19 protein-coding genes and 1 tRNA gene are annotated in these 23,725 nt (G+C 63.8%); 7 read left to right on the top strand and 13 right to left on the bottom strand.

What is annotated here, in order from left to right; translation table 11 throughout:
* Positions 1 to 136 precede the first annotated feature (136 nt).
* Both DESFRDRAFT_RS08140 and DESFRDRAFT_RS08135 read right to left on the bottom strand, forming a co-directional pair.
* The gene (locus DESFRDRAFT_RS08140) at positions 137 to 1,351 is read right to left on the bottom strand and encodes a PAS domain S-box protein (protein WP_005992896.1); all 1,215 of its coding nucleotides are present in this window, start codon (positions 1,349 to 1,351) and stop codon (positions 137 to 139) included.
* A complete protein-coding gene (locus DESFRDRAFT_RS08135; RefSeq protein ID WP_005992895.1) occupies positions 1,348 to 4,392 on the bottom strand; it encodes a chemotaxis protein CheB in 3,045 nt (1,014 codons plus the stop codon). Before DESFRDRAFT_RS08135 ends, DESFRDRAFT_RS08140 begins: the two co-directional genes overlap by 4 nt.
* Positions 4,393 to 4,629: 237 nt before the next feature.
* Here DESFRDRAFT_RS08135 and DESFRDRAFT_RS23245 point away from each other — a divergent pair, with 237 nt between their 5' ends.
* On the top strand, positions 4,630 to 4,845 hold the full coding sequence (locus DESFRDRAFT_RS23245) for a type II toxin-antitoxin system YafQ family toxin (RefSeq protein ID WP_199533111.1): 216 nt from the start codon (positions 4,630 to 4,632) through the stop codon (positions 4,843 to 4,845).
* Positions 4,846 to 5,551: 706 nt separating this feature from the next.
* Here DESFRDRAFT_RS23245 and DESFRDRAFT_RS08125 read toward each other — a convergent pair.
* Positions 5,552 to 5,627, bottom strand: a tRNA-Thr gene (locus tag DESFRDRAFT_RS08125).
* Positions 5,628 to 5,763: 136 nt separating this feature from the next.
* Positions 5,764 to 7,506, bottom strand: coding sequence for an NAD+ synthase (locus tag DESFRDRAFT_RS08120; protein WP_005992893.1), 1,743 nt, complete (start codon positions 7,504 to 7,506; stop codon positions 5,764 to 5,766).
* Positions 7,507 to 7,710: 204 nt separating this feature from the next.
* Between DESFRDRAFT_RS08120 and DESFRDRAFT_RS22515 the strand changes: the two genes are divergently transcribed.
* On the top strand, positions 7,711 to 7,875 hold the full coding sequence (locus tag DESFRDRAFT_RS22515) for a hypothetical protein (protein ID WP_005992892.1): 165 nt from the start codon (positions 7,711 to 7,713) through the stop codon (positions 7,873 to 7,875).
* A gap of 70 nt (positions 7,876 to 7,945) precedes the next feature.
* Positions 7,946 to 8,317, top strand: a complete 372-nt coding sequence (locus tag DESFRDRAFT_RS08110; protein ID WP_005992891.1) for a hypothetical protein — start codon at positions 7,946 to 7,948, stop codon at positions 8,315 to 8,317.
* Here the strand turns inward: DESFRDRAFT_RS08110 and DESFRDRAFT_RS08105 are convergent.
* Entirely contained in the window at positions 8,289 to 10,040 is a 1,752-nt protein-coding gene (locus DESFRDRAFT_RS08105) for a sensor histidine kinase (RefSeq protein WP_005992890.1), read from the bottom strand. The genes DESFRDRAFT_RS08110 and DESFRDRAFT_RS08105 overlap by 29 nt on opposite strands.
* 138 nt (positions 10,041 to 10,178) lie before the next feature.
* Between DESFRDRAFT_RS08105 and rlmD the strand changes: the two genes are divergently transcribed.
* On the top strand, positions 10,179 to 11,531 hold the full coding sequence (rlmD, locus tag DESFRDRAFT_RS08100; RefSeq protein WP_005992889.1) for a 23S rRNA (uracil(1939)-C(5))-methyltransferase RlmD: 1,353 nt from the start codon (positions 10,179 to 10,181) through the stop codon (positions 11,529 to 11,531).
* 199 nt (positions 11,532 to 11,730) lie between these two features.
* Here rlmD and DESFRDRAFT_RS08095 read toward each other — a convergent pair whose 3' ends face one another.
* Complete coding sequence (locus DESFRDRAFT_RS08095; protein ID WP_005992888.1) at positions 11,731 to 12,324, bottom strand: GDSL-type esterase/lipase family protein; 594 nt, start codon at positions 12,322 to 12,324, stop codon at positions 11,731 to 11,733.
* A gap of 570 nt (positions 12,325 to 12,894) precedes the next feature.
* On the opposite strand from DESFRDRAFT_RS08095, the gene DESFRDRAFT_RS08090 reads away from it, so the two are divergent.
* On the top strand, positions 12,895 to 13,635 hold the full coding sequence (locus tag DESFRDRAFT_RS08090) for a MotA/TolQ/ExbB proton channel family protein (RefSeq protein ID WP_005992887.1): 741 nt from the start codon (positions 12,895 to 12,897) through the stop codon (positions 13,633 to 13,635).
* Positions 13,632 to 14,045 carry a protein TolR gene (gene tolR, locus DESFRDRAFT_RS08085; protein ID WP_081458441.1) on the top strand — a complete coding sequence of 138 codons (414 nt, stop codon included), beginning with the start codon at positions 13,632 to 13,634 and terminating at the stop codon, positions 14,043 to 14,045. The genes DESFRDRAFT_RS08090 and tolR overlap by 4 nt, the downstream gene beginning before the upstream one ends.
* 171 nt (positions 14,046 to 14,216) lie before the next feature.
* Here tolR and DESFRDRAFT_RS08080 read toward each other — a convergent pair whose 3' ends face one another.
* From DESFRDRAFT_RS08080 to DESFRDRAFT_RS08050, 7 genes are all read right to left on the bottom strand, one after another.
* Positions 14,217 to 14,837, bottom strand: a complete 621-nt coding sequence (locus DESFRDRAFT_RS08080) for a class I SAM-dependent methyltransferase (protein WP_005992884.1) — start codon at positions 14,835 to 14,837, stop codon at positions 14,217 to 14,219.
* 218 nt (positions 14,838 to 15,055) lie between these two features.
* Positions 15,056 to 16,201: a hypothetical protein gene (locus DESFRDRAFT_RS08075; protein WP_005992882.1), complete on the bottom strand. Its 1,146-nt coding sequence runs from the start codon at positions 16,199 to 16,201 to the stop codon at positions 15,056 to 15,058.
* Entirely contained in the window at positions 16,198 to 17,205 is a 1,008-nt protein-coding gene (locus tag DESFRDRAFT_RS08070; RefSeq protein WP_005992880.1) for a radical SAM protein, read from the bottom strand. The genes DESFRDRAFT_RS08075 and DESFRDRAFT_RS08070 overlap by 4 nt, the downstream gene beginning before the upstream one ends.
* 67 nt (positions 17,206 to 17,272) lie before the next feature.
* On the bottom strand, positions 17,273 to 17,983 hold the full coding sequence (locus DESFRDRAFT_RS08065; protein ID WP_005992878.1) for an energy-coupling factor transporter transmembrane component T family protein: 711 nt from the start codon (positions 17,981 to 17,983) through the stop codon (positions 17,273 to 17,275).
* Positions 17,967 to 19,385, bottom strand: coding sequence for an ABC transporter ATP-binding protein (locus DESFRDRAFT_RS08060; RefSeq protein WP_005992876.1), 1,419 nt, complete (start codon positions 19,383 to 19,385; stop codon positions 17,967 to 17,969). Before DESFRDRAFT_RS08060 ends, DESFRDRAFT_RS08065 begins: the two co-directional genes overlap by 17 nt.
* Positions 19,382 to 19,963, bottom strand: coding sequence for a hypothetical protein (locus tag DESFRDRAFT_RS08055; RefSeq protein WP_005992874.1), 582 nt, complete (start codon positions 19,961 to 19,963; stop codon positions 19,382 to 19,384). Before DESFRDRAFT_RS08055 ends, DESFRDRAFT_RS08060 begins: the two co-directional genes overlap by 4 nt.
* Entirely contained in the window at positions 19,951 to 22,032 is a 2,082-nt protein-coding gene (locus DESFRDRAFT_RS08050) for a TonB-dependent receptor (RefSeq protein ID WP_005992871.1), read from the bottom strand. Before DESFRDRAFT_RS08050 ends, DESFRDRAFT_RS08055 begins: the two co-directional genes overlap by 13 nt.
* Before the next feature lie 475 nt (positions 22,033 to 22,507).
* On the opposite strand from DESFRDRAFT_RS08050, the gene DESFRDRAFT_RS23100 reads away from it, so the two are divergent.
* Positions 22,508 to 23,590: an energy transducer TonB gene (locus tag DESFRDRAFT_RS23100; protein ID WP_005992869.1), complete on the top strand. Its 1,083-nt coding sequence runs from the start codon at positions 22,508 to 22,510 to the stop codon at positions 23,588 to 23,590.
* Positions 23,591 to 23,725: the final 135 nt, after the last annotated feature.

Genomic DNA, 23,725 nt, shown 5'->3' with positions numbered 1-23,725 from the left:
ACAAGTCACAAACACTCCCGGAAAACACGCCTGTGGAGTTCTCGGTCGTAAAAACTGGTATGCGGGGCGTGCAGCGAAAGGCTTCCGGCTGTGTTGGCGGCCCGGCTCACTGGCCGGCGCTCAGGCCGCAGGAATGCTAAGCGGCGGAGCAGGGAAGCACGACGGTCACCGTGGTCCCTTCGGCCTCGGAGGTGGCAAGCTCGATGCGGCCGCCGTGCGCCTTGGCGATGAGTTGGGCACTGTATGTCCCCAGACCCGTGCCGTAAACCTTGCCGGCCGTGGCATACTTCTCGAAGAACCGGTCCCGGACGGCTTCCGGCACCGCGCCGGCATTGTGGATGATAATGCGTAGCGCACCCGGCACCGTTTGGCAGGTGACGGTCACCCGCCCCTTCGGGGGCGAGGCCTCCACGGCATTTTTCACCAGATTCATGAACATGTCTTCGATGAGAAAGGCTTCCCCGCAGAGCCGAGCCTCTCCGGGTGAGCAATCCAAAGCCGTCGCCTGGAGAACGATGCCCACCTGGTCCTGTGAGGACAATACTGCGAGGGATTCTTTCACGGTGCCGAGAATCTGATAGATTTCGATCGACTCTTTGGCGGGGGTGTACTCGCCTCTCTCCATTTGCCGTAACGGCTCGACGGAATGGATAAGGTGGATCACCTGCCGAATGCCGAGCATGATTTGGGGAAAGGCCTGCATCATGGAAATATCGTTCACCCCATCCATGACCAACTGTGCCAGGCTGAAAAGGTTGATAAGGGGGCCCTTGATGTCATGCTTAATGATGCGTTCGACGTTCTCCCGAAATTGTTCCTCCTGCTTGCGCGCCGTGATGTCATGCACCACGATGCGGCATACGGGAGCGCCTTCGGCATCCTGGGCGATGGTGGCCGCCAGGTGCGCCCAGAATTCGGTCCCGTCTTTTCGCAGCAAGCGCAATTCGTATGCGGCCGGCACGGAGGTCTCAAAAAGCTTTTTGCGTCGCTTGTAGTATACGTCCTGATCCTGCCTGTGAACAAAACGGGTCCAAGGCTGCCCGACCAACGCATCTCGGTTCAAACCAAGCATCGTTGCGACAGTGAGATTGGCTTCCAGGACCAGCCCTGGCTCGCTGACCGTGCAGTATCCGACCGGAGCCAAGTCATAGAGGTCAAAGTAGCGCGCCCGGGCTGCTTCCAGTTCCACCTGGGCCCGGCGAAGTTCCTCGTTTTGCATTTCCAATTCAATTTGGTGAACATGAAGCTCGTGAAATGCTTGCCGTATTTCCTCCCGAGAAAAATTCTCTCCAGTCTCAGCCTTGCCTGCCTCGGCCAACAACTCGGCCTGAATTCGCAGTTTATCCTTCATGTTTCCAGCCTCGTGTGAGAGCCCCGACAGGCCGTCGTCATGGCGTAGACGTGGCCGGCCTCATTGATAAGGGAGCCAACCGTCAGCCATACATGAACAACCCGCCCCTCTTTGGTTATACGCTGTGACGCATAAGGCTTTGGCATATCGCCCGTGGCGATCAGATACATGTTTTTCATTTCTTGTTCCCGCAGGTTTTCAGGCATCATGTCACGGATATTCATGGCCAGTGCCTCGCTTTCAGCCCAACCGAATAGTCTCTGCGCGGAAGGATTCCATGCTATGATATATCCGTTCAAATCGAGTACTGCAATGGCCTCCTGCGAATCACGCGCAACACTAGCCAACCGAAGCTGATCGTTGGCTTTCTGCACGAGTTCATGGGATCTCTTCATCTCGGTGATATCGACAAAGGTGAGCACCGCCCCCTCGATCACGTTGTCCAGTGTTCGGTAGGGCAGAATCCGCATCGTGTACCACTTCCCTTCCGCTGTCTGCACTTCCAACTCTTTGGGGACCAGAGTCGCCAGCACCGATTGCACGTCGACGACCAAGTTGGAATAACCCACCATATTGGAGACGATGTGGCCAACAGGCCGCCCAATATCCACCTGGAGCAGGTTGATGATCCGGGTGGCGGCCGGTGTGAAACGCAGTATGCACAGTCGATGGTCCACGAAAATTGTGGCGATGCCCGTCCCGGCAAGCAGGTTGCTCATGTCATTATTGGCCTGCGACAGGTCGACCAGCTTGTTTTGCAGTTCAGCATTGACGGTTGCCAGCTCCTCGTTGACAGATTGCAATTCCTCTTTTGACGTCTCGAGTTCTTCATTTGAGGATTGCAGCTCTTCGTTTATGGACTGCATTTCCTCATTGGATGACTTGAGTTCCTCATTGGATGTCTCCAGCTCCTCGATGGCTGTCTGGAGATATTCTTCCTTGGCGCGCAGTTCCTGTCGCAGCGCCGTGACACCGGCATCATGCGTCTTGCCCCGTTCGCCTGCCCCTTCGCCGGATTCCGGGAGGACTGGCTGTTGCGTTTGCTCATGCTCCAAATGCGGCAGACTCTCCAGGATGACCAGATAAAGGGGCGCGTCAAGAGCCACGGACTGGCCTGACGCCACCGGGCAAACCGTCAGGTTGACCGGCGTGAAGTTCCCATTGGTTTTCACGCGAAGCGCCTGGCTGCGTACGGTTTCCCTGGATGACCGGGCCTTGTGCAGGGCCGTGCTCAATTCCCGACGCAACCCTTCCCGCGCCATCTTGAGGATGTTATTGACGCCGGCTTCCCCCGGCGCGGGCTCCAGATATTGGCCCGTGCGCCCATGAAGATAGAGGATGTCGCCACGGGCGTTTATCAGCGCGCCCGACGGGGCGATCTCTCGCAGCAGAGCCTGTTCGGTCAGTTCGCGCAAGGGCAGTTTCGCGGAATCGGCTTCCTTGGTGGCGGGCCGGGGGAGCGAGGCGTCCAGCGCCATAAGGGGGGGCAGAAACCGGCCCACACCCAGGAGTTGTCTGCCATACAAGTCATCCTTGCGCTGATATATTTTCAACTTGCGATCCAGGACGGCAAAAAGGTCCCCAAAATCCCCCACCGTTTCCGAAGTGCCCAAAAAGAGAAAACCTCCGGGAGCCAATGCGTAATGAAACAGGGGAATGAGTTTTTTCTGCAGTTCCCCTCCCATATAGATGAGGAGATTGCGGCAGAGAATGCAGTCGAGTTTGGAAAAAGGGGGGTCCTTGATCACGTCCTGCTCGGAAAAAACCAGCATGTCGCGGATGCTTTTGTGGATGCGGTACGCACTGCCGTCGGCCTCGGCCGTAAAAAAGCGGGCCAGCCGTTCCGGCGAGACATCGTCGGCAACGCTTGCCGGATACAGTCCGGCTCGGGCCGTGGCGATCGCTTGGCTGTCAATGTCGGTGGCAAAAACCTGCGCCACGTAACGTTGCGGCGTCGTCTCCAGATACTCCTGCACAAGGATGGCGATGGAATAGGCTTCTTCTCCGGTGGAACAGCCCGCTGACCAGACGCGGACCAGGGAACCTGCGGGCTTGCCGGCAAAAAGCTTCGGAATGACCTGCGCTTCAACTGCCTTGAACGCCTCGGGATCGCGAAAGAAGCTGGTCACGCCGATGAGCAGGTCACGAAAAAGCGCTTCCACCTCTGCCGGGTTCCGCTGCAAATACCGAATATAGGCATCCAGCTCGGCGATTTGCTGCACGGCCATGCGCCGTTCGATGCGGCGATGAATGGTGCTCGGTTTGTACTGGGAAAAATCGTGCCCCGTTTGGGCGCGCAGCAGGATGCATATTTTTCGCAGCGCGTTTTCGGTCGCATGCCTTGGCGCGGCCACCGTCTGCGGGGGCTTGCCAAAGGCGTGGGCCACATAGGCGCTGATCTGGGCGGGCATCTCGGCCGGCGGCAACGCATAGTCCACGAGGCCGGTGGCGAGGGCGCTTCGCGGCATGCCGTCGTACTCGGTCGTGGCGGGAGTCTGGGCAATGACCATGCCCCCCTCGCCCTTGATGGCCCGGACGCCCTGGGCGCCGTCGCTGCCGGTGCCCGAGAGCACGATGCCGATGGCCCGCTCGCGCAGCCCCTGGGCCAGGGAGCGAAAGAAGAAGTCGATGGGCAGGCGCTGCCCCCGGGGGGCGGCCGGTTCCATAAGCTGGAGCCTGCCGCTCAGAAAGGCCATGTCGCGATTGGGCGGAATGATATAGGCGCAGTTGGGCTGCACCTCCATCCCGTCCTCGACCTCGAAGACCTGCATCCGGGTATAGCGGCGGATGAGTTCGGTCAGCAGACTCTTGTGGTCAGGGGCCAGATGCTGCACCAGGACAAAAGCCATTCCCGGGTCGGACACGGCGGGCATGCCGGAAAAAAAGGCTTCAAAAGCCGCCAACCCCCCGGCCGAGGCGCCAATGCCCACGATAGGAAAACGCGCCTCGGGCCCCGGGGCTGATTTCGTTTCGGCCTTGTCGATCATTGGCTGGGCGGCGTGTTGCGGCTGCGGCCCCGGTACGGCCTTTTTCTTTGTCATGATGCGAACTTCTCCGTGCTTGTCGTCTATATACCCGTTCGACTCTTGTCTTGCGAGGGAAACCTGGGACGGCCTCTGTTAAGACTCGCCGCGCGCGTTTCCAGAGTGCTGCGGAAGTGTTCAATGCCATCGAAGAAGCCGGCCAGCAGTAAACGGGCTCCACTGCCGAGGGCGGCCGATTATACGAAGCCCTTCCTCTAAGATTGGAAGCGGTTGGAGCGTTCAGGCCGATACGATATGCGGCGACTCAAGGAAGTCATGCTGTTGCTGATTGCCAATGACGGGCCGCTCGCACCTGAATGGTCCGATCACCCACTCGTAGGTACTTGGGAGGGATATCGTGAATGTCACGTCGGCGGAGATTTTCTGCTTGCCTACCGACTCGCGGAAGCATCGTCCAACAGCCTGATTGTTTTCGTTCGCGCGGGCACCCATGCCGAATTGTTTGAATGAGTTGGGTGAGAGGGCTTGCGACCGATCAATCGACTTCGCCAAAGACGGTCCTGAGGAGCTTTTCCGCGTCAGCTTCCAGGTGGAGCTGGTCGAGAAGCCGGCTTCTTTAATCTGCCTGATGGCCCGCTCGCACCGACGCTGGCCGAGGCCGGAATCGCGGACAATGATTTTCATGTCGATGTCGATGAAGCCGTTGGCCAGGGTCGGCACGCCGAGGCACAGGGACGCCAAGTCGAGGTGGGAGAGTAGCGTCTCCAAGACTACGAGACATGCCTCGCGGCGTTCGCTCCTGATCTTGCGGTTGTCTTTGGTCAGCAGCAGAGGGCATTTCTTGGGATGGTCATACCAAAACTTGGTTCGCTCGGCAGCCAGGGAGAGGATGCGAGGCAAGCCGCCCTTGCCTTTTCGGATCGGGCTGGCAGGAGTTAGCAAGGGCTGTTTGGGGTCATGCCCGCAGCGATTCCCTCCGATTTTCGACGAAGAGACTGGGGTTCTGGACTCAGTCCGCATGCTTCACCGCCGTGGATGAAGGACATGGACCGAGAGGCCTCCAACCTCCAGCTATACCGGCAGCGGTATGGGTATGAGGCGGGAAACGATTAAATTCGGTGCACGGGGGAGCCGATCGTTGCGATCCGAGTTCGCAATACGTTAGCAAAAACGACGAAGGCCTTACCTCGTTGCCGAGATAAGGCCTTGAAATTTTTGGAGCCAGCGAGGAGACTCGAACTCCTGACCTGCTGATTACGAATCAGCTGCTCTACCAACTGAGCTACGCTGGCGCGTGTGAGGAAAAGCTAGATACACGCGGCGTCACGGGGCGTCAAGCCGGTTTTGCGAACGGGTCACTTCCGGTCGCTTTGGGCCGCGGTCCGCAGTCACTTCTCGGTCCCTACGCTGCTCCCCTGCCGCGCCGCCTCAGTCCCCGTTTTTATGCGGATCGTAGCGGTTGACGATGGGCAGCCGCCAGTCCTTGCCGAAAGCGCGCGGCGTGATCTTCGGCCCGGGCGGGCTCTGCCGCCGCTTATACTCGTTTCTGTCCACAAGCCTTGTCACCCGGTCCACCACCGCCGCGTCCATCCCCGCCGCCTTCATGGCCGCGGGACAAAGCCCCCGCTCCACATAGGCCGCCAGCACCGGGTCGAGGGCATCGTATTCCGGCAGCGAATCCGAATCCTTCTGGTCGGGCCGCAGCTCCGCCGTCGGCGGCTTGACCAGCACCCGCGCCGGAACCAGGTCCGTGCCGGCCCGCTCGTTGCGCCAGCGCGACAGCGCATACACCAGGGTCTTCGGCACGTCCTTGATCACGGAAAAACCGCCGGCCGTATCGCCATAGAGCGTCGAATACCCGACCCCGACCTCGGACTTGTTGCCCGTGGTCAAAACCAGCCGGCCGAACTTGTTGGAAAGCGCCATGAGCAGCGTGCCGCGAATGCGCGGTTGCAGGTTCTCCTCGGTCACGTCAAAAGGCCGGTCGCCGAAAAGCGGGGACAAGGTGCCGAGAAATGCCTTGAATATTTCCTCGATGGCCACCACGTGGAAGGTGATGCCGAGCTTTTCCGCCAGCTCCTTGGCGTCCTCCAGGCTGTCGTCCGAGGAATAGCGGGTGGGCATGGCCACGCCGAACACATTCTCCGGCCCCAGGGCATCGGCCGCGATGACCGCCGTCAGCGAGGAGTCGATGCCGCCGGAAAGCCCGATGCACACCCCGCCGAATCCGGATTTTCGCACGTAATCCCCGGTGCAAAGGACCAGCGCCTCGTAGACCTCGGCGACGTCGTCCAAAAGCGGCGGCATAGCGGGCGCATCGAGCGGCGCGCGCACGGCGTCGGCGACATGGGGCAGGCTTATGCGCCTGGGACGGTGCTCCAGCTCGGGCTCCCACTTGCGACAGCGCGGATCGAGCAGGCGCTGCCGCCGGGGCTGGCCGGGATCGAGGTCGCACACGACCATGTCCTCGGCAAACTGCTTCCCCCGGGCCACAAGTCCCCCGTCCGGGCCGAAAACGACGCTGTGGCCGTCGAAAACCAGCTCGTCCTGGCCGCCCACCATGTTGGCATAGGCCACGTAGGCGCTGTTGTCCGAGGCCCGGGTGGAAAGCATCCGCTCCCGGCCCGCCCCCTTGCCCCGGTGGTACGGGGAAGCGGAAATATTGACCAGAAGCCTCGCCCCGCCGCCGTGAGCCTGTTCGGCCGGCGGCCCGCCCGGATACCAGATGTCCTCGCACACGCTTACGCCGAAAACGAATCCGTCCCGATCATAGACCGCGCTGCCCCGGCCCGTGGCGAAATAGCGGTTCTCGTCGAACACGCCGTAGTTGGGCAGATAGCGCTTGGCCGTGATGCCGGCGATCTCCCCGTCATGGGCGACGATGGCGGCGTTTACGAGGTCGTCCTCGAACCACGGACAGCCGAAAACCGCCGTCAGCCCACGGGCCTGACCGGCGATGCGCCGCGCGCCCGCCATGCAGGCGTCCACGAAATCGGATTTGAGCAGCAAGTCCTCCGGCGGATAGCCGGGGACGACCATTTCCGGAAAAACCACGAGATCGGCCCCGATCCGGCGGGCTTGGTCAAGCCCGGCCAAAACCTTGGCCACATTGCCCCCGACGTCCCCGACCGTGGGGTTGATCTGGCACAATGCCAGGCGAAACGCGGCCATGCGGACCTCCTGCGACAAGTTGCGGCCATACGTAGCCCTTCTCGCCCTCGCCGGCAACCCGCGGCCGGAGCCGACGCCATGCCTCCCGACGCCTTGGACGGCAAATCGTCACGGGATTGCAATTGACAATGAATTTCATTATCGCTATAGACTGATTCCATTAACCGGCCGCGGCCGGACATCCGCAACGCAGGAGAAAAAGCCATGCTGTCCCAAGCATCTATCTCGTCACGCCGCCAGGCCGGTGCCTGGGCCAAGCGTTTCTTCGGCCCGTCCCGGCTGCACCCCGACACCCCGGACGGCCGCGAAGCCGCCGCTTTCACGCCCCCAAAGAGCCCCGCGCCGCAAAAGACCGGGGAAATCAAATAAGCCGCGCCGTGGCGGACGCCCGCACGGACGCGACAAGCAGGCATTGTTGCCACAAGAAGGAGGATAGCGCATGACCGGCATGGGGTATTCGCTCGATGAAGGGGCCCGGCTGATCGGCGTCCTGCTCGCCGACTGCCGTTTCGAAGCCAAGGTCAACCACCGGGGGCAGTATTTCTACGAGGCCCGCTCTTGGCAGCGCGGCCGGCCGGTCTTGTGCCGGCTTGGCGTGGCGGACCTGTCGCGGTTGCCGCACAGCCTGTTCGAGGAAATCTGGTGCGGCTATTACGACGCCAACGAACCGGACAGCATGCTTGACGACGCGCTGCATCCCAATATTTTCGCCTGCCTGGACGCGGCCGGGTTCGGGCCGAAGAACAGGCCCCGGGGAAAAACCGCGACCCGACGCCCAAGGGCTAGCCGCCGAGGGGCAGATCCACGGTAAAGGTCGTGCCCGTGGCGGCGCTCGTGAATCCGATCTCGCCGTGATGGTCCTCGATGATGCGCTGGCACACGGCCAAGCCCAGGCCCGTGCCCGATTCCTTGGTGGTGCAAAAGGGGTCGAACACCCGCTGGCGCACGTCGTCGGCAATGCCGCCGCCGGTGTCGGCCACGATGAGCCGGGCCTTGCCCCCGACCGCCTGGGTGACGATCGTGAGCTTGCCGCCCGTTTCCATGGCCTCGGCGGCGTTTTTGATGAGGTTGATGCAGACCTGCTTGAGACGGGCCGCGTCATGGGGCACGGGAGGCATATCCCCGTCCAGCCGGCTCGTGACCTCGATGGAGCGCGAGGACAGGGCCTCGGCCATGATGGCCAGCGACTCCTTGACCGTGGCGTTGAAGTCCCGGGGCTCGATCTGGGGCGGGGCGGGGCGGGTGAAATCGCGCACTTCCGTCAGGAGCGATTCCAGGCGCTTGGCCTCCTCCTCAATGATGCCGAGTTTTTCGGCGTCGGCCGCCTTCTCGGGCAGATGCCGGCGCACCTGGTTGGCGAACCCGCCCATGAGCATGAGCGGATTTTTTATCTCATGGGTCAGCCGCGCCGCCGCCTCGCCGATGGCCGCGAAGCGCTCGGCCCGGATCAGCTTTTCCTGGGCCCCGAGCAACTCCCGCGAGGTCTTGTCCACCTCGCGTTCCAGGGTCTTGGACCAGCGCAGGGCCAGATGCATGGTCATGGCGAACCCGGCGAAGACCACCAGCTCGAACAGCCCGACAATGAGCCACTGACGCACCACCAGCCGGCCGATGATGCCCTGCACTTCCTGCTCGGGCGCGGCCAGGGCCACGGCCCAGCGGTTGGCCCGGTCCTCGCCGGCGTCCAGACGCACCGGACAGTAGGCCACGAATTTGCGGATCACGCCGGTGCGGCCCCGGTGCCAGCCCGAGATGTACCAGTCCGTGCCCTGCGCGCCTTTGAGAATCCGCGTATTGACGAGCCAGGTCAGCCGCGACCAGTCGATGCCCGGATCGCGCTGCCGGCGCACGGCCAGGGAATCGTGGCCGATAAAGGCCTTGTCATAGTGGTCGAGAAAAACGCCCTTGTCGTCGATGACCCAGGCATAGCCGGTCTCGCCGGAGCGCACGTCATGGGCGTAGCGGGCGGCCACGGCGGCGGCGTCGACCACGAGAACCAACCCGCCCACGCTGCCGGAGTCATCCGCCAGGGGCATGGTCATGTTCACCAGCAGACGCCCGGCAAAGGGGCCTTTGTCCGGGGAATACACGCGACTGAGCGCAATGCGGCCGATGTTGGGGGAACCGCTGAAAAGGTCGTGGCACCAGCCCGGGCACAGTCCCGGCCCGGACAAGGGCGTGCCCGAGGCGTCATAAAACATGGGCGTGTCGTGCCCGGGCCGCAACACCCCAAGCGCCGTCACGTTCCACTGGGCGAAGATGTCGTAAAAGGCCGGCATGGCCAGCCACGGCTTGGCGTCGGCCGCGGTTTCCTCGCGCCACATCAGCGACAGGCCTTGCAGGCAGGTGCGCAGAAAAGCGAAATGGTCGGTGATGTCGCCGGCAATCTTCTGGGCCAGCAACAACTGTTGGTTGTTGAACTGGTCGGTGACCACGGCCTCGGTGTCGCTTTTGGCCCGATACCCCATGCCGGCCACGGCGAGGGTCAGGAAAAGGCACACCAGGCTGGCGATAAGGATATGCTTGCGTGTCATCGACCTCCTCCGACTTTCACCCCCTAGCCGAAATTTCCCGCCGAGGCAATTGGTTAGGCGGCACTCGAAATGGCGGCCGCCCCCGCCCCCGCGCCTGCGCCCTTGCGTCCGGGGCCGGGCTCGCGCATAAGGCCGGGCATGGACATGCGAGAAGACACGGAACTGACGCTGACCGTTGACCGGCTGGCGTTTGGCGGCAAGGGTGTGGCCCGGGTGGACGGGCTGGTGGTGTTCGTGGACGGCGGGTTGCCCGGGGCCACGGTGCGGGCCAAGGTGACGCGGGTCAAAAAGGGGTTTGCCGAGGCCAGGGCCGTGGAGACGCTGACTCCCGCGCCGCAGGCCGTGGCCGCCCCCTGTCCCCATTTCGGCGTTTGCGGCGGCTGCCTGCACCAGGACCTGGACTATGCGGCCCAGCTTTTCTGGAAACGCCAGCAAGTGGCCGAAACCCTCTCCCGCCTGGGCGGACTTCGGGACGTGGATGTCGCCCCCGCCGTGGCCTCGCCGGAAACGTACGGCTACCGCAACAAGATGGAGTTCGCCTTTGCCGGCCGGCTGCATCTGGGACTGCACGAACGCCAGCGCCCGGGCCGGGTGCTCGACATCGAAAAATGCCTGCTCATGGACGACCGGACCGGCGATATCCTGGCCTTCGCCCGCGAGGCCTGCGCCGCCACGGGCCTTGCCGCCTACGATCCGCGCACGGGCAAGGGCGTGTGGCGACACCTCGTGGTGCGCCGCTCCCTGGCCACCGGCGGCCGGCTCGTTCATCTGATCACCGGCCCCTCGCGACGGGCCGGCGACGCCGCCCATCATTTCGGCGAAGCCCTGCTGGAACGCTTTCCCGACGTCTCGGGCTTCGTCCATTCCGTGCGCCGCGCCCCCACGACCGTGGCCATCGGCGAGCGGCAGGTCTTCGCCCTCGGCACCGACCACCTGGAGGAGCGCATCGGGGACGTGCGGCTTCGCATCTCGGCCGACGCCTTCGCCCAGACCAACACCACGGCGGCGGAAAAACTCTATGCCGTGGTGGCCCAAGCGGCCGGCACGGCCCCGGACCGGGCGCTCTGGGACGTCTACTGCGGCTGCGGCGGTATCGCGCTGGCCCTGGCCCCCGGCTTCGAGACGGTCTACGGCGTGGAGGCGGACAAGCGGGCCGTGGCCGACGCCCAAAAATCGGCCAAGCTTTCCGAACGCGAAAACTGCGTGTTCAAGACCGGGGACGCGGCAACGGTCCTTGCCGACCTGGCCGCGACCAAACCGGCGGTCGTGACCCTTGACCCGCCGCGCGCCGGGGCGGACGGACAAACCCTTGCCGCCGTCATGGACGCCGCGCCGGAAAAGCTCGTCTACGTCTCCTGCAACCCGGCCACCCTGGCCCGGGACCTCAAAATCCTAAGCGACCTCTACACACTCACCCAGGTCACGCCCGTGGACCTCTTCCCCCACACCGCCCACATCGAAGTGGTGGCGGCGTTGGAATTGAGGAGATGAAGAAATGAGAAACGTGCGAGAGGGGAACCCTTTTTGAAAAAAGGGTTCCCCTCTCGCGCTCTCCCCTCCCCAAAATTTTTAACGGTTATGGGTGGAACAATGGCAACATGCCGTAACCGGTAAAAGTTTTTTGAAAGGGGGTCCGGGGGGAAACTTTTTTCCAAAAAAGTTTCCCCCCAGCTCATTTTTTAAGAGATCTTCAGCATCGAAACCAAGCGCGCCAGGCGTCCCATGCCTCGACGCGCGTGGCCATGGCCGCGTAGCCGGCGGCTTCGGGGTGGTAGCCGTCGCCGCCCGCAACCAGGCTGTTGCGGTAGGTCGCATCGTGGCCCAGCGCCCGGTACATTTCCAGATAGGCCACGCCCATATCGTCGCAGGCCCTGGCAAAGGCGTCGGAAATCTCCTCCACCCGTGCGCAGTGGGCGTCGTCGAGCACCGGCGGCGGTCCGACCACCAGCAGCGGGCACAGCTTGGAAACGTAGGTGGCGCAGGCAAAAAGGTTGTCCACCGACTCGGCCAGTTCCACCTTGCGCCGGCCGTTTTCCACCTTGGCGTCGTTGACCCCGAACGACAGCACCACCCGGGCCTCGTCGCGGGGGAGCAGGCGCGGCGGCAATTCGCGTCCGGCCCGATTCTTGACGTGCCGGCTCGTCTCGGAGCGCACGCCGAGGTTGTACATGGTCAGCGCAAGCCCGGCCGTGGACGCGGCGGCACAAAGCCGTCCCACCCAGCCGAGATAGCAGGGATCACCCACGCCGACGATCAGCGAGTCTCCCACAAAAGCCACGCGCATGGTTCCCTCCTTCCCTATCGCACACGCTGTTACACGCGGTTCCGTCCTAAAATGCCCGACGTCCCGCAGGGGCGTAACCGGCCCACCGTGACGTCGAGGCCCAAACCCGATACGGTCTTTCTTTTCATATTACTGGAGACGCCCCCGGACGCCAAGGGCTTTTGACGGGCATGCCGCCCGGTCGCTGTCCAACGCCCGCCCGGCCCCCCTTCCGAGAGACGCGGGGCCGCCCTGCCCGACCCGCCTCCTCGGCGAACACGTTTCGCCAGGCCAAACACCGCTGTAACGCGCACCGGATTCCATGACGCACAGGAATATATGTATGGCGGAAACGATATTGTAAGCCCTTTCCCGGAAACGATCCACTCCCGCATGTCTGTTCCCGCGTCCGCCGCAAGAACTATTTTTTATAAAAGCGTGTCACTTGACGCGCTGCGGCCGCTCCTCCATATTGCGATAAAGCGCATATTCGCTGAACCGATCCAAGATAGACGACTGGTGCATGGTCTTTTCCGCGCCGCCCGCAAACCCGCGACCATACCGCATCGCACATCATCCAGGGGGAGCCCGATGAACGGACTGACGCCGCATGCCGGTTTTTTAGGCATGCTGTCCAACGCCACACCCACGGTCCTTTTTGTCTTGAGCGTCCTGGCGGCCATGTCCGTGGGCTGCTGGAGCATCATCCTGGTCAAAATCTTCACCCTGACCAGGGCCAAACGGGAGGCGGCCCGGGATTACGTCCGCTTCCAAAAGGCCGACACCCTGCGCACGGCCATGCGGGAACTCGGGGAATCCCGCGCCTCGCCTTCCTTTCACGTGGGCCGGCTGGCCTTCGCCGAACTCGTGCGCATGGAGGACGCCCCCATGCAACCGGACGAAAAAGGCCGCGTGGCCATGGACAACATCCGCCGCGTGCTGCGGCAGGGCGTGACCGAGGAGCTTGGCAACCTCTCGAAAACCCTGCCTTTCCTGGCCACCTGTGCCAACGCCACGCCCTTTATCGGCCTGTTCGGCACGGTCTGGGGCATCATGAACTCGTTCCACTCCATCGGGCTCATGCAATCCGCCGCCCTGGCCGCCGTGGCCCCGGGCATCTCCGAGGCGCTCATCGCCACGGCCATCGGCCTGGCCGTCGCCATCCCGGCCGTCATCGCCTACAACTTCTTCCTCGGCTACATGCAGACCATCGAGCGGGAACTGGTCAATTTCGCCGGCGCGTTCCTCAACCGCATCCAGCGCGAGGTCAGCTGGGCTCCCGTCACGGCCTCGCGGGAACAGGAACCGCGTAGCGCCGTCGGAGGGGCATAGCCATGATGACGGGCGGCTCGGGAAAATTCCTCGGCGAGGTCAACGTCACGCCCTTCGTGGATGTGATGCTGGTGCTGCTCATCATCTTCATGGTCACCGCGCCCATGATGACCCAGGGGCTGCAGGTCGACCTGCCCCAGACCCGCGCGGTTTCCGTGCTGCCCAAGGAAAACGAAAGCGTGGTCCTGACCATCAAGGCCGACGGAAGCCTCTATCTCGACAAGTACCAGGTGGAACTCGGCGACCTGGAAGGTCAGGTGCGACAGCTCGTGAGCGCCCAGAAAAAACAGCTCTTTCTCCGGGCCGACAAGGCCGTGCCCTACGGCACCGTGGTTGCGGTCATGGGCGTGGTCAAAGCCGCCGGCGTGGACAGGCTCGGCGTGGTGGCCGAGGAAGAAAAGAAGAGTTGAGGAAAAGTGCGAGAGGGGAAACCCTTTTGCAAAGGGTTCTCCCCTCTCGCGCTCTCCCATTCCTAAACCTTATAGCTGAATTAGTTCGATCTACTTAATTTTATTCTATTAAAAGTCTTTGGAAGGGGGTCCGGGGGGAACCTTTCTTCAGAAAGGTTCCCCCCGGCTCTTTCACTCTCCCCCGAAACTGAGCCAGTGGCCGGTGTCGTCGGGCTCGATGACGAAGTCGTCGATGCCGGCGGCGCGCAGCATCTGGGCATGGGTCTCCGGGTCGGTGCCAGGCCGGTGCGGCGGCACGCCGTTGGCCCAGGCCGGATGGCGTCCGACCATTTGTTCGCAGATGGCCTCGCGCATGGCCGGCGACCCAAGTCCGCCGCCGAGATAGGCCCGCCCTTGCGGCGTGAGCACCCGCCGCACCTCCCGGAATGCCCTGGGCAGGTCGTCCCAGAACATCACCGAGCCCCGGCTGACGACCAGATCCACGCACCCGTCGGCCAGCGGCAGCGCGGCCACATCGCCGAGCAGCACCCGCGTCCGGTCGGCCATGCCGCGCCCGGCCGCGTTGTCCCGGGCCGCGACCAACATGGCCGGCAACTTGTCGTACAAAATAGCCTCGAAGGCCCCCAGCCCGAGCACGGCCAGCCCCAGGTCCCCGCCGCCGCAGCCGAGGTCGAGGCAACGCCCGCCGCGCAGGCCCGATTCCCGAACGAAGCGCGCGGCGTAATAGGGATAGACCGGCGCGAACACCTCCCGGCTGATGGCCAGAAACCCCGCTACCTCATTGTCGCGCATGCGAAGATCCTTATGAAGGGGAAAGAGGATGCGAGAGGGGAAACCCTTTAAAAAGGGTTCTCCCCTCTCGCGCTCTCCCCTTCCTAAACTTTATAACTTGGTGAATTTACAACTGGATAAATATTAACCGGTTAACTTTTATAAAAGTCTTTTGGGAAGGGGGTCCGGGGGGAACCCTTTTCTTCAGAAAAGGGTTCCCCCCGGTCACATTACAAATCCTATTTCATCTCCATCTTATCCTGACGATGGATAACGGCCATGAGGCCTTGGTTGTAGAGGTTACGGGCGAAGCATTCGCAGGTCACGTCGCAACCGGTGCACACGTGCATGAACATGCTGCGGTTGCCCACGGCGATACTGCGGCCGCTGTAGGCTGCACCGATGGTGTCGGGGGGGATTTCCGTGAAGTATCCGGAAAACGGGTAGGGTTTGCGTTCGTCGTCGTCGAGGTAATAGCGGTAGCCGCCGTTGTGCTGGAAAATGGGGTGCCGGCCGGTGGATATGGCCAGGAACTGGGCGTCGCCGGGTTCGTAACGAAACCAGTCCAGGCCGTTGGCGCAGGTCGTTGCCGGCACGCCGAATTCCGCGCAGCCCACGCCTTCGACAAGGGCCAGGGCCATGCGTTCCCCGGCGGCGAGCCGGGAAAGGATTTGCGCCCGGATGCCGGTGAGGGAGGCGACGGGGCCGAGGTTGGCCGAGACCGGAATCACGGCGCTCGGCTCCGGGATCATGAGCAGCCGGCGCAGGGACGTGCCCTTGAAATAGCCGCCGGTGGCGGCCACGGCCATGTACTCGGGCAACCGGTCTCCGTCGGCCGGGCCGCCGCCGAAGAGGTCGAGGATATCCTGTTTCGAGACGATGCGCGAAAGGCTCGGATGATGGCGGAGCGTGTCGTGGTCACGGGGCGACAGGTCGTAGAGCCCGGCATAGTGGGCGCACCAGTTGCTGGTCACGGCCAGGCCGTCCAGGTTTTCCAGGTCGATGGGCGTCTCGGCCGGCACAAGCTCGCCCGTGCCGACCAGCACGGTGGTCATGCCGGACGCCGCGGCGAAGCGGGCCGCCTCGGCGAACGCGCCGGCCACGTGTTCCCGGCGCTCCTCGGGGGTAAGCGGGCTGTAGCGGCAGGAATAATACTGCTGGGAATAGGACAGGAAGGCGAACCCCGGATCGTAGCGGTCGATCAGGTCCAGGGTCGTGTCCGTGACCCAGGCGTTGCTGCCCCGGTCGCGGTCGCCGGGAAAGGGATGGCGGTCGAGGAGGCCCTTGACCATGCCGGTCACTGGCGCGTCCGACTCGGTCGGTCGGCCGCTTTGCAGGTCCACCACCTGCTGCCATTGCCGCGCGTCGAGAATGGCCAGACTCATGCCGAAGCCTCCTTGATGTTCCAGGCCATATGGGAGCCGCACAGGGAGATGCGCGCGCCGCAGGACGGGCAGGCGTCGCCATGGCAGTGGAAGGTGTCGAGCTTGTCGCCGCCGCAGCCCAGGCTATGGCGCTCGATGGCCACCGCGCCGCAGGACGGGCAGCGGGTGTTGACCCAGCGCGAACCGATGAAGTTGTGGAAATAGACGTAATCGAGCCGGCGGCCGCAGTCCTCGATCTTGGCGCTTATGGCCTCGATGCTCGGGTAGTCTTCCCGTTGCATCTTGTATTCCGGCAAAAGGCGGAACGCGTGCCAGGGGATGTCGCGGCGGATGCCGGCCAGAAAAACGGCCATGGCGTCGAGCTCGTGGTCGTTGACGCCTTCGATGACGGGCGTGGTCACCTCCACATGGACCTTGCGGGCCAGGGCCTCGATGTTGCGCAGGATCGGCCCGGCGTCGGGCACGCCCAGATACTCCTTGCAGAAATCAGGCGACAGGCCCTTGAGGCTCACGTTGACGAAGGAGAAGACCTCCGCCAGCCGCTCGGTCGCCGCAACGGTGGCGTAGCCGTTGGTCAGGCAGCCCATGGGCATGCCCGCGTCCCGGGCTTCCCGGGCCACCTGTTCGAGGCTCGGCAGCGAGACCGTGGGTTCGTTGACGGAAAAGACGATGGCGTGGCAGCCGTGCTTGCGGGCCTTGTCCACCAACGCCTTGGGGGACAGTTCGAGCATGATGTCGCTCAGGCCGGCCGGATCGACCTTGACCACTTCGGCGTTGGAGCAATAGCGGCAGTCGAAGTTGCAGCCGGCCGTGCCGATGATGAGGCAGCGCGCTCCGGGCCAGGCATGGTAAAAGGGCACGGTTTCCACCCGGGAGACGGCGGTGGCGCACCACCTGTCCGGGAATCGCTCCTCCACGCCGTTATCCCCGGCCCGGTACATCCGGCAGTAACCGAAACTTTCCGGTCCGAGCCGGCAGCGCCGTTCGCAAAAACCGCATTCCATCGCATCGCTCCTTGCCGCGCCTGATCCGCGCGGTCGCATTGTATCGCAGCATCAAGGGCAGGCGGCGTCAAGCCCAGCCCCGGCCCAGAAACCAGATAAGAATCGCCGCAACGCCCAGCACCGCATCGCCAGGCGTGAGCCGGAATCTGGCCCCGCGCCCCAGGGCATTGCCGGAAATGCCCCGCATTTCGAGGGACAGGGCCAGGTCCGTGGAGCGCTTCACCTGGGCCAGGAAGACCGGCACGAAAAGCGGCAGAATGTTTTTCGGGTTCACCAGCCGTTTCGGCTCGAAGCCCCGGCAGCGCTGCACGGTGACGACGTGCATGGCCAGGGAAAAGACGTTCGGGACCATGGTGACCAGGGTGGAGACGAAAAGGACCGCCTTGCCCGGCAGATGCACCCCGCGCAGGGACAGGAGCAGGTCGGAAAAGGTCGTCCACTTGACCACCAGGATATCGGCCAAAACAAGCAGGAAAAGGCGCAGGGAGAAAACGGACAGCCAGGAAAGACCGAGCCACACGCCCTCGCGCCAGGTGGAAGCCTCCTCCACGCCGCCGAGAACGAAAATGACCAGCAGCGTGGGCAACGAGGCGGCAAAGACCACGAACATCACCCACACGCTCTTGTCCCAGTCGCCCGAAGCGGCGAGCAGCCCGGCCAAAAGGGCGATCAGTCCGAGCAGCACCCGCCAGTCCTGGCAATAAAAGGCATAGACGGAAAGGGACACGGCAAAGAAGCACTTGCCCAGGGCCGAGGCGTTTTTAAGCGTGGCGATCATGGCTCGTAAGATGGGGGTTTGGTCCGTCGGAAACGATGCGGCCTTCTTCGAGCCGCACCCAGCGCGTGGCGGCCATGGCCGCGAAGGCGCCCTCGTGGGTGGCGAAGAGGATGGCCTTGCCCTCCCCGGCCAGTCGCCGGACGATGCCGGCCATGTGGACCATGTTGGCGTCGTCGAGGCCGGTCGTGGGCTCGTCCAGACACAACACGGCCGGCCCGGCCACGAGGACGGCGGCCAGGCACAACCGGCGCTTCTCGCCGAAGCTCAAGGAAAACGGCGCCCGCTCGTCCATGCCGGAAAGTCCCAGGCCGGCGAGCACGTCGCCGCAACGCCGGGACCGTTCCTCCCGGGGCACGCCCAGGTTGGCCAGCCAGTAGCCGCACTCGGCCTCCACGGTATGGGCGAAGATCTGGTCCTCGGGATTTTGGAACATGAGGCCCACGTCGCGCGACGGGAGAAGCCCCTCCCCGAGGCGGACCGTACCGGAACCCGGTTTGGAAAGTCCCTTGGCCAGGCGCAGCAGAGTCGATTTGCCGACGCCGTTGGGACCGAGCAGGGCCACGGATTCCCCCGGCCGCACGGCCAGATCGATGTCCCGCAGCACCGGCTCGCCCTTGGCGTAGGCGAAGGAGAGGTCGGAAAAAGCGACGGCCGGCTCCCCGGCGGCATCGACCGGCGCGAAAGGCGGCAGGGGCGCGGCCATGGCCGGATCGCCGTCGGAAGCGTGGGCCTCGAAGGGGCCGTCGGCCACGAGCCTGCCGTCGGCCACGGACAGCACCCGCTCGGCGAACCCGGACAGCCGGGCCAGGTCGTGCTCGATGACCAGGACGATCCAGCCGTGGCAGCGGCACAGGCGGCCAAGATGGGCGAAGAGCCGGTCCGCGGCGGCGGCGTCCAGGTAGCTGGTGGGCTCGTCGAGAAGCAGCACCCTGGGTTCCATGGCCAGCATGGACAGGACGGCGGTCAGCTGCTTTTGGCCGAGGGACAGCTTGGAAACGGGGGCATCGCGGCGCGCGCCGAAAGCGTAGCGGTCGAGAAGCGCGTCGGCCACGGCGGCGCAGCGCGTTTCGTCCTCGCCGCGCACGCGCAGGGCCAGGGCCAGCTCCTCGTAGACCGTGCGGCAAAAAAGCTGGGCCTCGGGGTTCTGGCCGACCAGCCCGGCAAACCCGCACGGCGCGCCTTCCGTCCCGTCCGCGCCGTCGTAGCGCAGCACGCCCGTGGTCTCGCCGGCCAGGGCCAGCCGGTGCGCCCCGCACAGATGATAACCCAGGGTGGATTTGCCCGCGCCAGAGGGACCGACGATGCCCACCCGCTCGCCCGCGGCGATGCGCAGGCTCACGTCGGCCAGGATGGGCCGGTCCGCGCCGACGGGCACAAAGGATACGCCCTCCAGTTCGATCATGTCCGCAGCCGCAGCATGGCCACGGCGGCCAGGCCGCCGACCCGTTTCCAGACCGTGAGCGCCAGCCACACGCCCAGGGCGTTGATGCCGAGCGAAGTGACCAGGGAGATGCCGAAAAGGACTTGCGAGGCCGTGGCCCAGGGCATGCCCATGGCCACGCGCGCGACCATGGCGGCGCTTGGGCCGATGAGCCCGCCGACCAGCATGGCCACGTAGGCCCGACCCAGGGGCATGGAGTTTCGCAGCCAGGTGAAAAGCGCGTCGTAGACCAGGCCCTGGACGGCCGCGGGCACGAGCTTCATGAAACCGGGGTCGCCCCCGGCCGCCGGCATGAAGACGGCGGCCAGGAGGCCCCAGGCCAGTTCATAGGCGATAAGCGTGCCGAAGCGATCGAGCATCAGACGCGTTATCACCATGAGCATGACCGAAACGACCATTTCCAGTCGCGCCACCGCGTGAATGGCCGTCATTTGCAGCGCGGTCTTGAAGACCATGCCCCAGCCGAAATCAAGCGCCACCATGGAGGCGAAGAAAACGACCTGGGCCGTGGTCAGACCGCGCTTTTTCAGAACTTGCATGACAGTTCCATAAAGAGCATCCGTCCGGGGTTTAACGTGTTGGGGTTGTGCGCGTCGACATACTGGTGGTCGAGCAGGTTCTCGCCGGAAAGCGACACGGTGAAGTTCTTGCCGTAGCCGCCCAGAAAATCCAGATTACGCCAAAGCTTGGCATTGACCAGGGCATGGGGCGGAATGATGTTGGCGTCGGTATTGAGGTCGTCGCCGTACATGAGCCCCACGTACTGCACGGCAAACTTGGCGTTGACGTACTTGTTGAGCCAATTGAAACCGCCATTGAACGAATTCTGCGGCACATAGGGCAACAGCTTGCCCACGAGATCCGGCCGGCCCGGGAAGTCGGCCACCCGCGAATCGTTGAAAGTGTAGTTGGCGAAGAGCGTGAACCGCTTGAGCACGTCGATGTCCTGGAACTTGAAGGGGTCCCATTCGCCGTTGAGCTCCATGCCCCAGATCTGCACTTCGCCGATGTTCTGCTTCTGAAAGATGCCGGGGAGGACCGTCACGTAGGACTGGAAATCACGCCCCACGGAAAAATAGCCCGATCCCGACAGGCGCACGTTTTCCAGCGGCTGCCAGTCCGAGCCGACTTCGTAGGTATCGAGCTTTTCCGGTCCGAGCGACGGATTGGAGATCTTGGAGCCGCCCTTCATCTTGCCCGTGCGGTACATGTCGTCGAGAAGCGGGGCGCGGAAAGCGTGGCCGTAGGACAGGTAGGCGCTCAGGTTGTCCAGGAAGAAGTATTTGACCGAGGCGCGGGGGCTCCAGTCGTCCCAGGTATGATCGGGATAATACTCGGTGTACTTGCTCAGCTTGGCGATGTTCGTGTCGTAGTGGCCGTCGAAGGTGGTGGCGTTGTCGTAGCGCAGGCCGGCCAGGAAAATGAGCTTGTCGTCCAGGAACTTGAGCTGATCCTGGCCGAAGATGCCGTAGCTGCGGATCTTGCCGTAGTCCGTGGCGAAGATAGGATCGGTGCGGCCATAGTCCGTGCCGTCCATGATGCCGAGCCTGTAGTCGAAGCCCACGGTGAAGGTGTTGAAACCCACGACCTTGGACAGGTTGGTCAGCAGGCCGTAGTTTTTGCGATCGACCTTGGAATCGGTGCGGCTGTAGGCGTCTATGTTCGTGTAGTCCGACCAGGATTCGTTGGTGCGGTCGTAGTGCACATCCTGGAAATAGGCGTTCACCATCGCGGACCAACCGCCCCAGGACCCGGTGAACTTGCCCTGCCAAGCGTCGGTGTCGTAGCCCCGGTTCTTGCCGTCGTAGGCGAAGTATTCCGTGCCCTCGCCGGCTTTCTGGTTGTCCTTGGTGTACTGGAATTCCAGATTGTTGCTTTCGTTGATGTCCCAGCCGGCCTTGATGTTGAGCGTCTTTTCCCGAATGAAGGAATTGACCGAAAAGGGTGTCTGCTCGTCGCTCGGCGTGGCCATGTAGCCAGGCGAGTTGTGGTACCGGGCGGAGGCCCGCAGATAGAGGGCCTTGGGCTCCTCGGAGGTACGCAGGGCGGCCACGCCCCGCACCTGCCAGTCGTCGTAGGTGCCGTAGGTGGTGGAGGCCGAGGCCGAGGCGATCTTGGTCGGCTTCTCGGTGATGATGTTGATGACGCCGCCCATGGCGTTGTTGCCGTAGATCGAGGCGGCCGGCCCCTTGAGGATTTCGATGCGCTTGATGTCCTCGAGGTTGATGCGGTTCCAGTTCACGTCGCCCATGTCGGAGCTGTTCTGGGGCACGCCGTCGATGAGCACCAGGGTGCGGCCCTGCTCGTTGCCGAGCCCGCGCAGGGACACCACCGCCTTGAAGCTGAACACCCCGCTCGGGCGGTATACGTGGGCCCCCGAAACGTAGGAAAGCGCCTCGTCCACGGTCTGAACAGGCATTTCCTTGAGTTCCCGCCTGGTGATGACGACGACGCGGCCGGGCACATCCTTCATCGGCTGCTCGGTGCGCGTGGCCGTGACCACCATATCGCTCATCTGGGTGTCCGCCTCCCCCGACTGCTGCCCGGCGGACAGCGACGGCGTCAGGCACAGGCCTGCAACAAACGCCATGACCATGAAACGTTTCATGTTCCCCCCGTAGTCGACCCGCTTTCGCAAGCCCTTTGGTTCCCGACATCGCCGACGGCGCTTCGCGTCGCCGGTCCCTTTCCCTCCACACGGCCCGCCCTCTCGGGCTTGCATGCCGGCGGCCGGCCGTATTGCAGCCGCCGGTCGGAGCCCTTGCCGGCGGGAGCAGCTTTCCCCCCACAGGCGCGCAGTCACCCGCACAAAGGCCCGACGATCTTTTGACTGCTGTAGACACTATCACGATTTATACTATATGCATGACAGTAAGGGACTCTCAAAAAAAAGACGTTATAGCAAAAAATTTTAAGCAATAAAAAAAGGAATAAATTGGCGCTACAGCAGCGCACCTTGACTTTGGCAGTCCAATAGAGGAAGGTTTCCAAAATAGCAATAGTACACGATTTTTATAAAATCGTGACGCTCAACGTGTTTTCCATTCAAACAAGCGGCTCATCGTCCGTCACGCACGGTATCCATGGAACACTATACCGGACAAATGCTCCACAATCCGGAACAGGACGCGGCTTATCTTGATCTCGGGCCGCTCATCTGCGAACAGTGCGGTCTGGACGAACTGGAAAGCATAGGGAGCGCGCTTTTCAATGCGCCCGCGGACGAGCCGCGCCAAAGTGAAACGCCCTGGCTTTGGCTCGCGCTCTCCCTTGGACTGCACGCCGTGCTGCTGGTGTCGCTGGCCGCGGCCGGGGTGTTCACCCTGCCCCATGAAGAGCCGCCGCTCGAAACCGTGGTCGAACTCAATCTCGGCGGTCTGGGCGGTTCCGGCGGGGACGGGAAACTGCCCGGCGGCGGCGACGGCAGGCCGGCCGGGGAAACAGCTCCAGCCCCGGCCCCCGCCCCGCCTCGGACAACGGCCCAGGCGGAGGAGCCGAGTCCTCCGCCCGAACCGGCCGCCCCGCCGCGGCAAGCCGTCCCCGTCCCCGCACCGGAAAAGACGCCGCCGCCCGAGCCCAAACCGACTCCGGCCGTCGCGCCCAAACCCAAGCCGGAACCCACGCCCAAGGCGCGGCCCGCAACGAAACACGCCGTCAAGCGCCAGCCCCGTCGGAGGGCCGCGTCGGCCAAAACGGAACCGAGGCCGCAAGCCGCGCCGGCCGTTGCCGCAACAGCCGGCCATGGCCAGGGAGCAGGGATGGGAAGCGGGGAAGGCGCGCCGGGAATCGACGGCCAGGGAGGCGGCAAGGGGCCGGGGCATGGTCCGGGGACGGGGGGATTGGGCGGCACCGGGCCCGGCGGCGGAGGCGGCGGGGAATACGTGGGCGCGTTCGGCAGGGGCGACGGCCCGACCTTTCGCCATCGCACCCTGCCCCGCTATCCCGCCAACGCCCGCATCGACGGCGAGGAAGGCTCGGTGGTGCTGCGCCTTTTCATAAACGCGTCGGGCGAACTCCAAAACGCCGAGGTCGTGCGGCAAAGCGGCCTGGAATTCGCCCGGTCGGCGCTGGCGGCGGTGAAGGCCTCCACCTTTTTTCCGGCCAAACGAGGCGGCCGGCCCGTGCCCTGCCGCGCCCTGCTGACCATCCACTTCAAGCTGAACTGAGCCGCCTCGCCGGACCGCTCCCGGGCGGGCATAAAAAACGGCGGGAGCGGCCCGGGCCGCTCCCGGCCATGCGGGGAGGGCGCGGGAAACCCTCTCCCAAGCCCCCTCTCCCCTTGCGCAAGGCCGAAGCCCCGC

The organism is Solidesulfovibrio fructosivorans JJ] (genome assembly GCF_000179555.1).
GTDB lineage: Bacteria > Desulfobacterota > Desulfovibrionia > Desulfovibrionales > Desulfovibrionaceae > Solidesulfovibrio > Solidesulfovibrio fructosivorans.
Note: the sequence above shows the minus strand (reverse complement) of the source record. Positions and strands in the feature narration are given on the sequence as shown.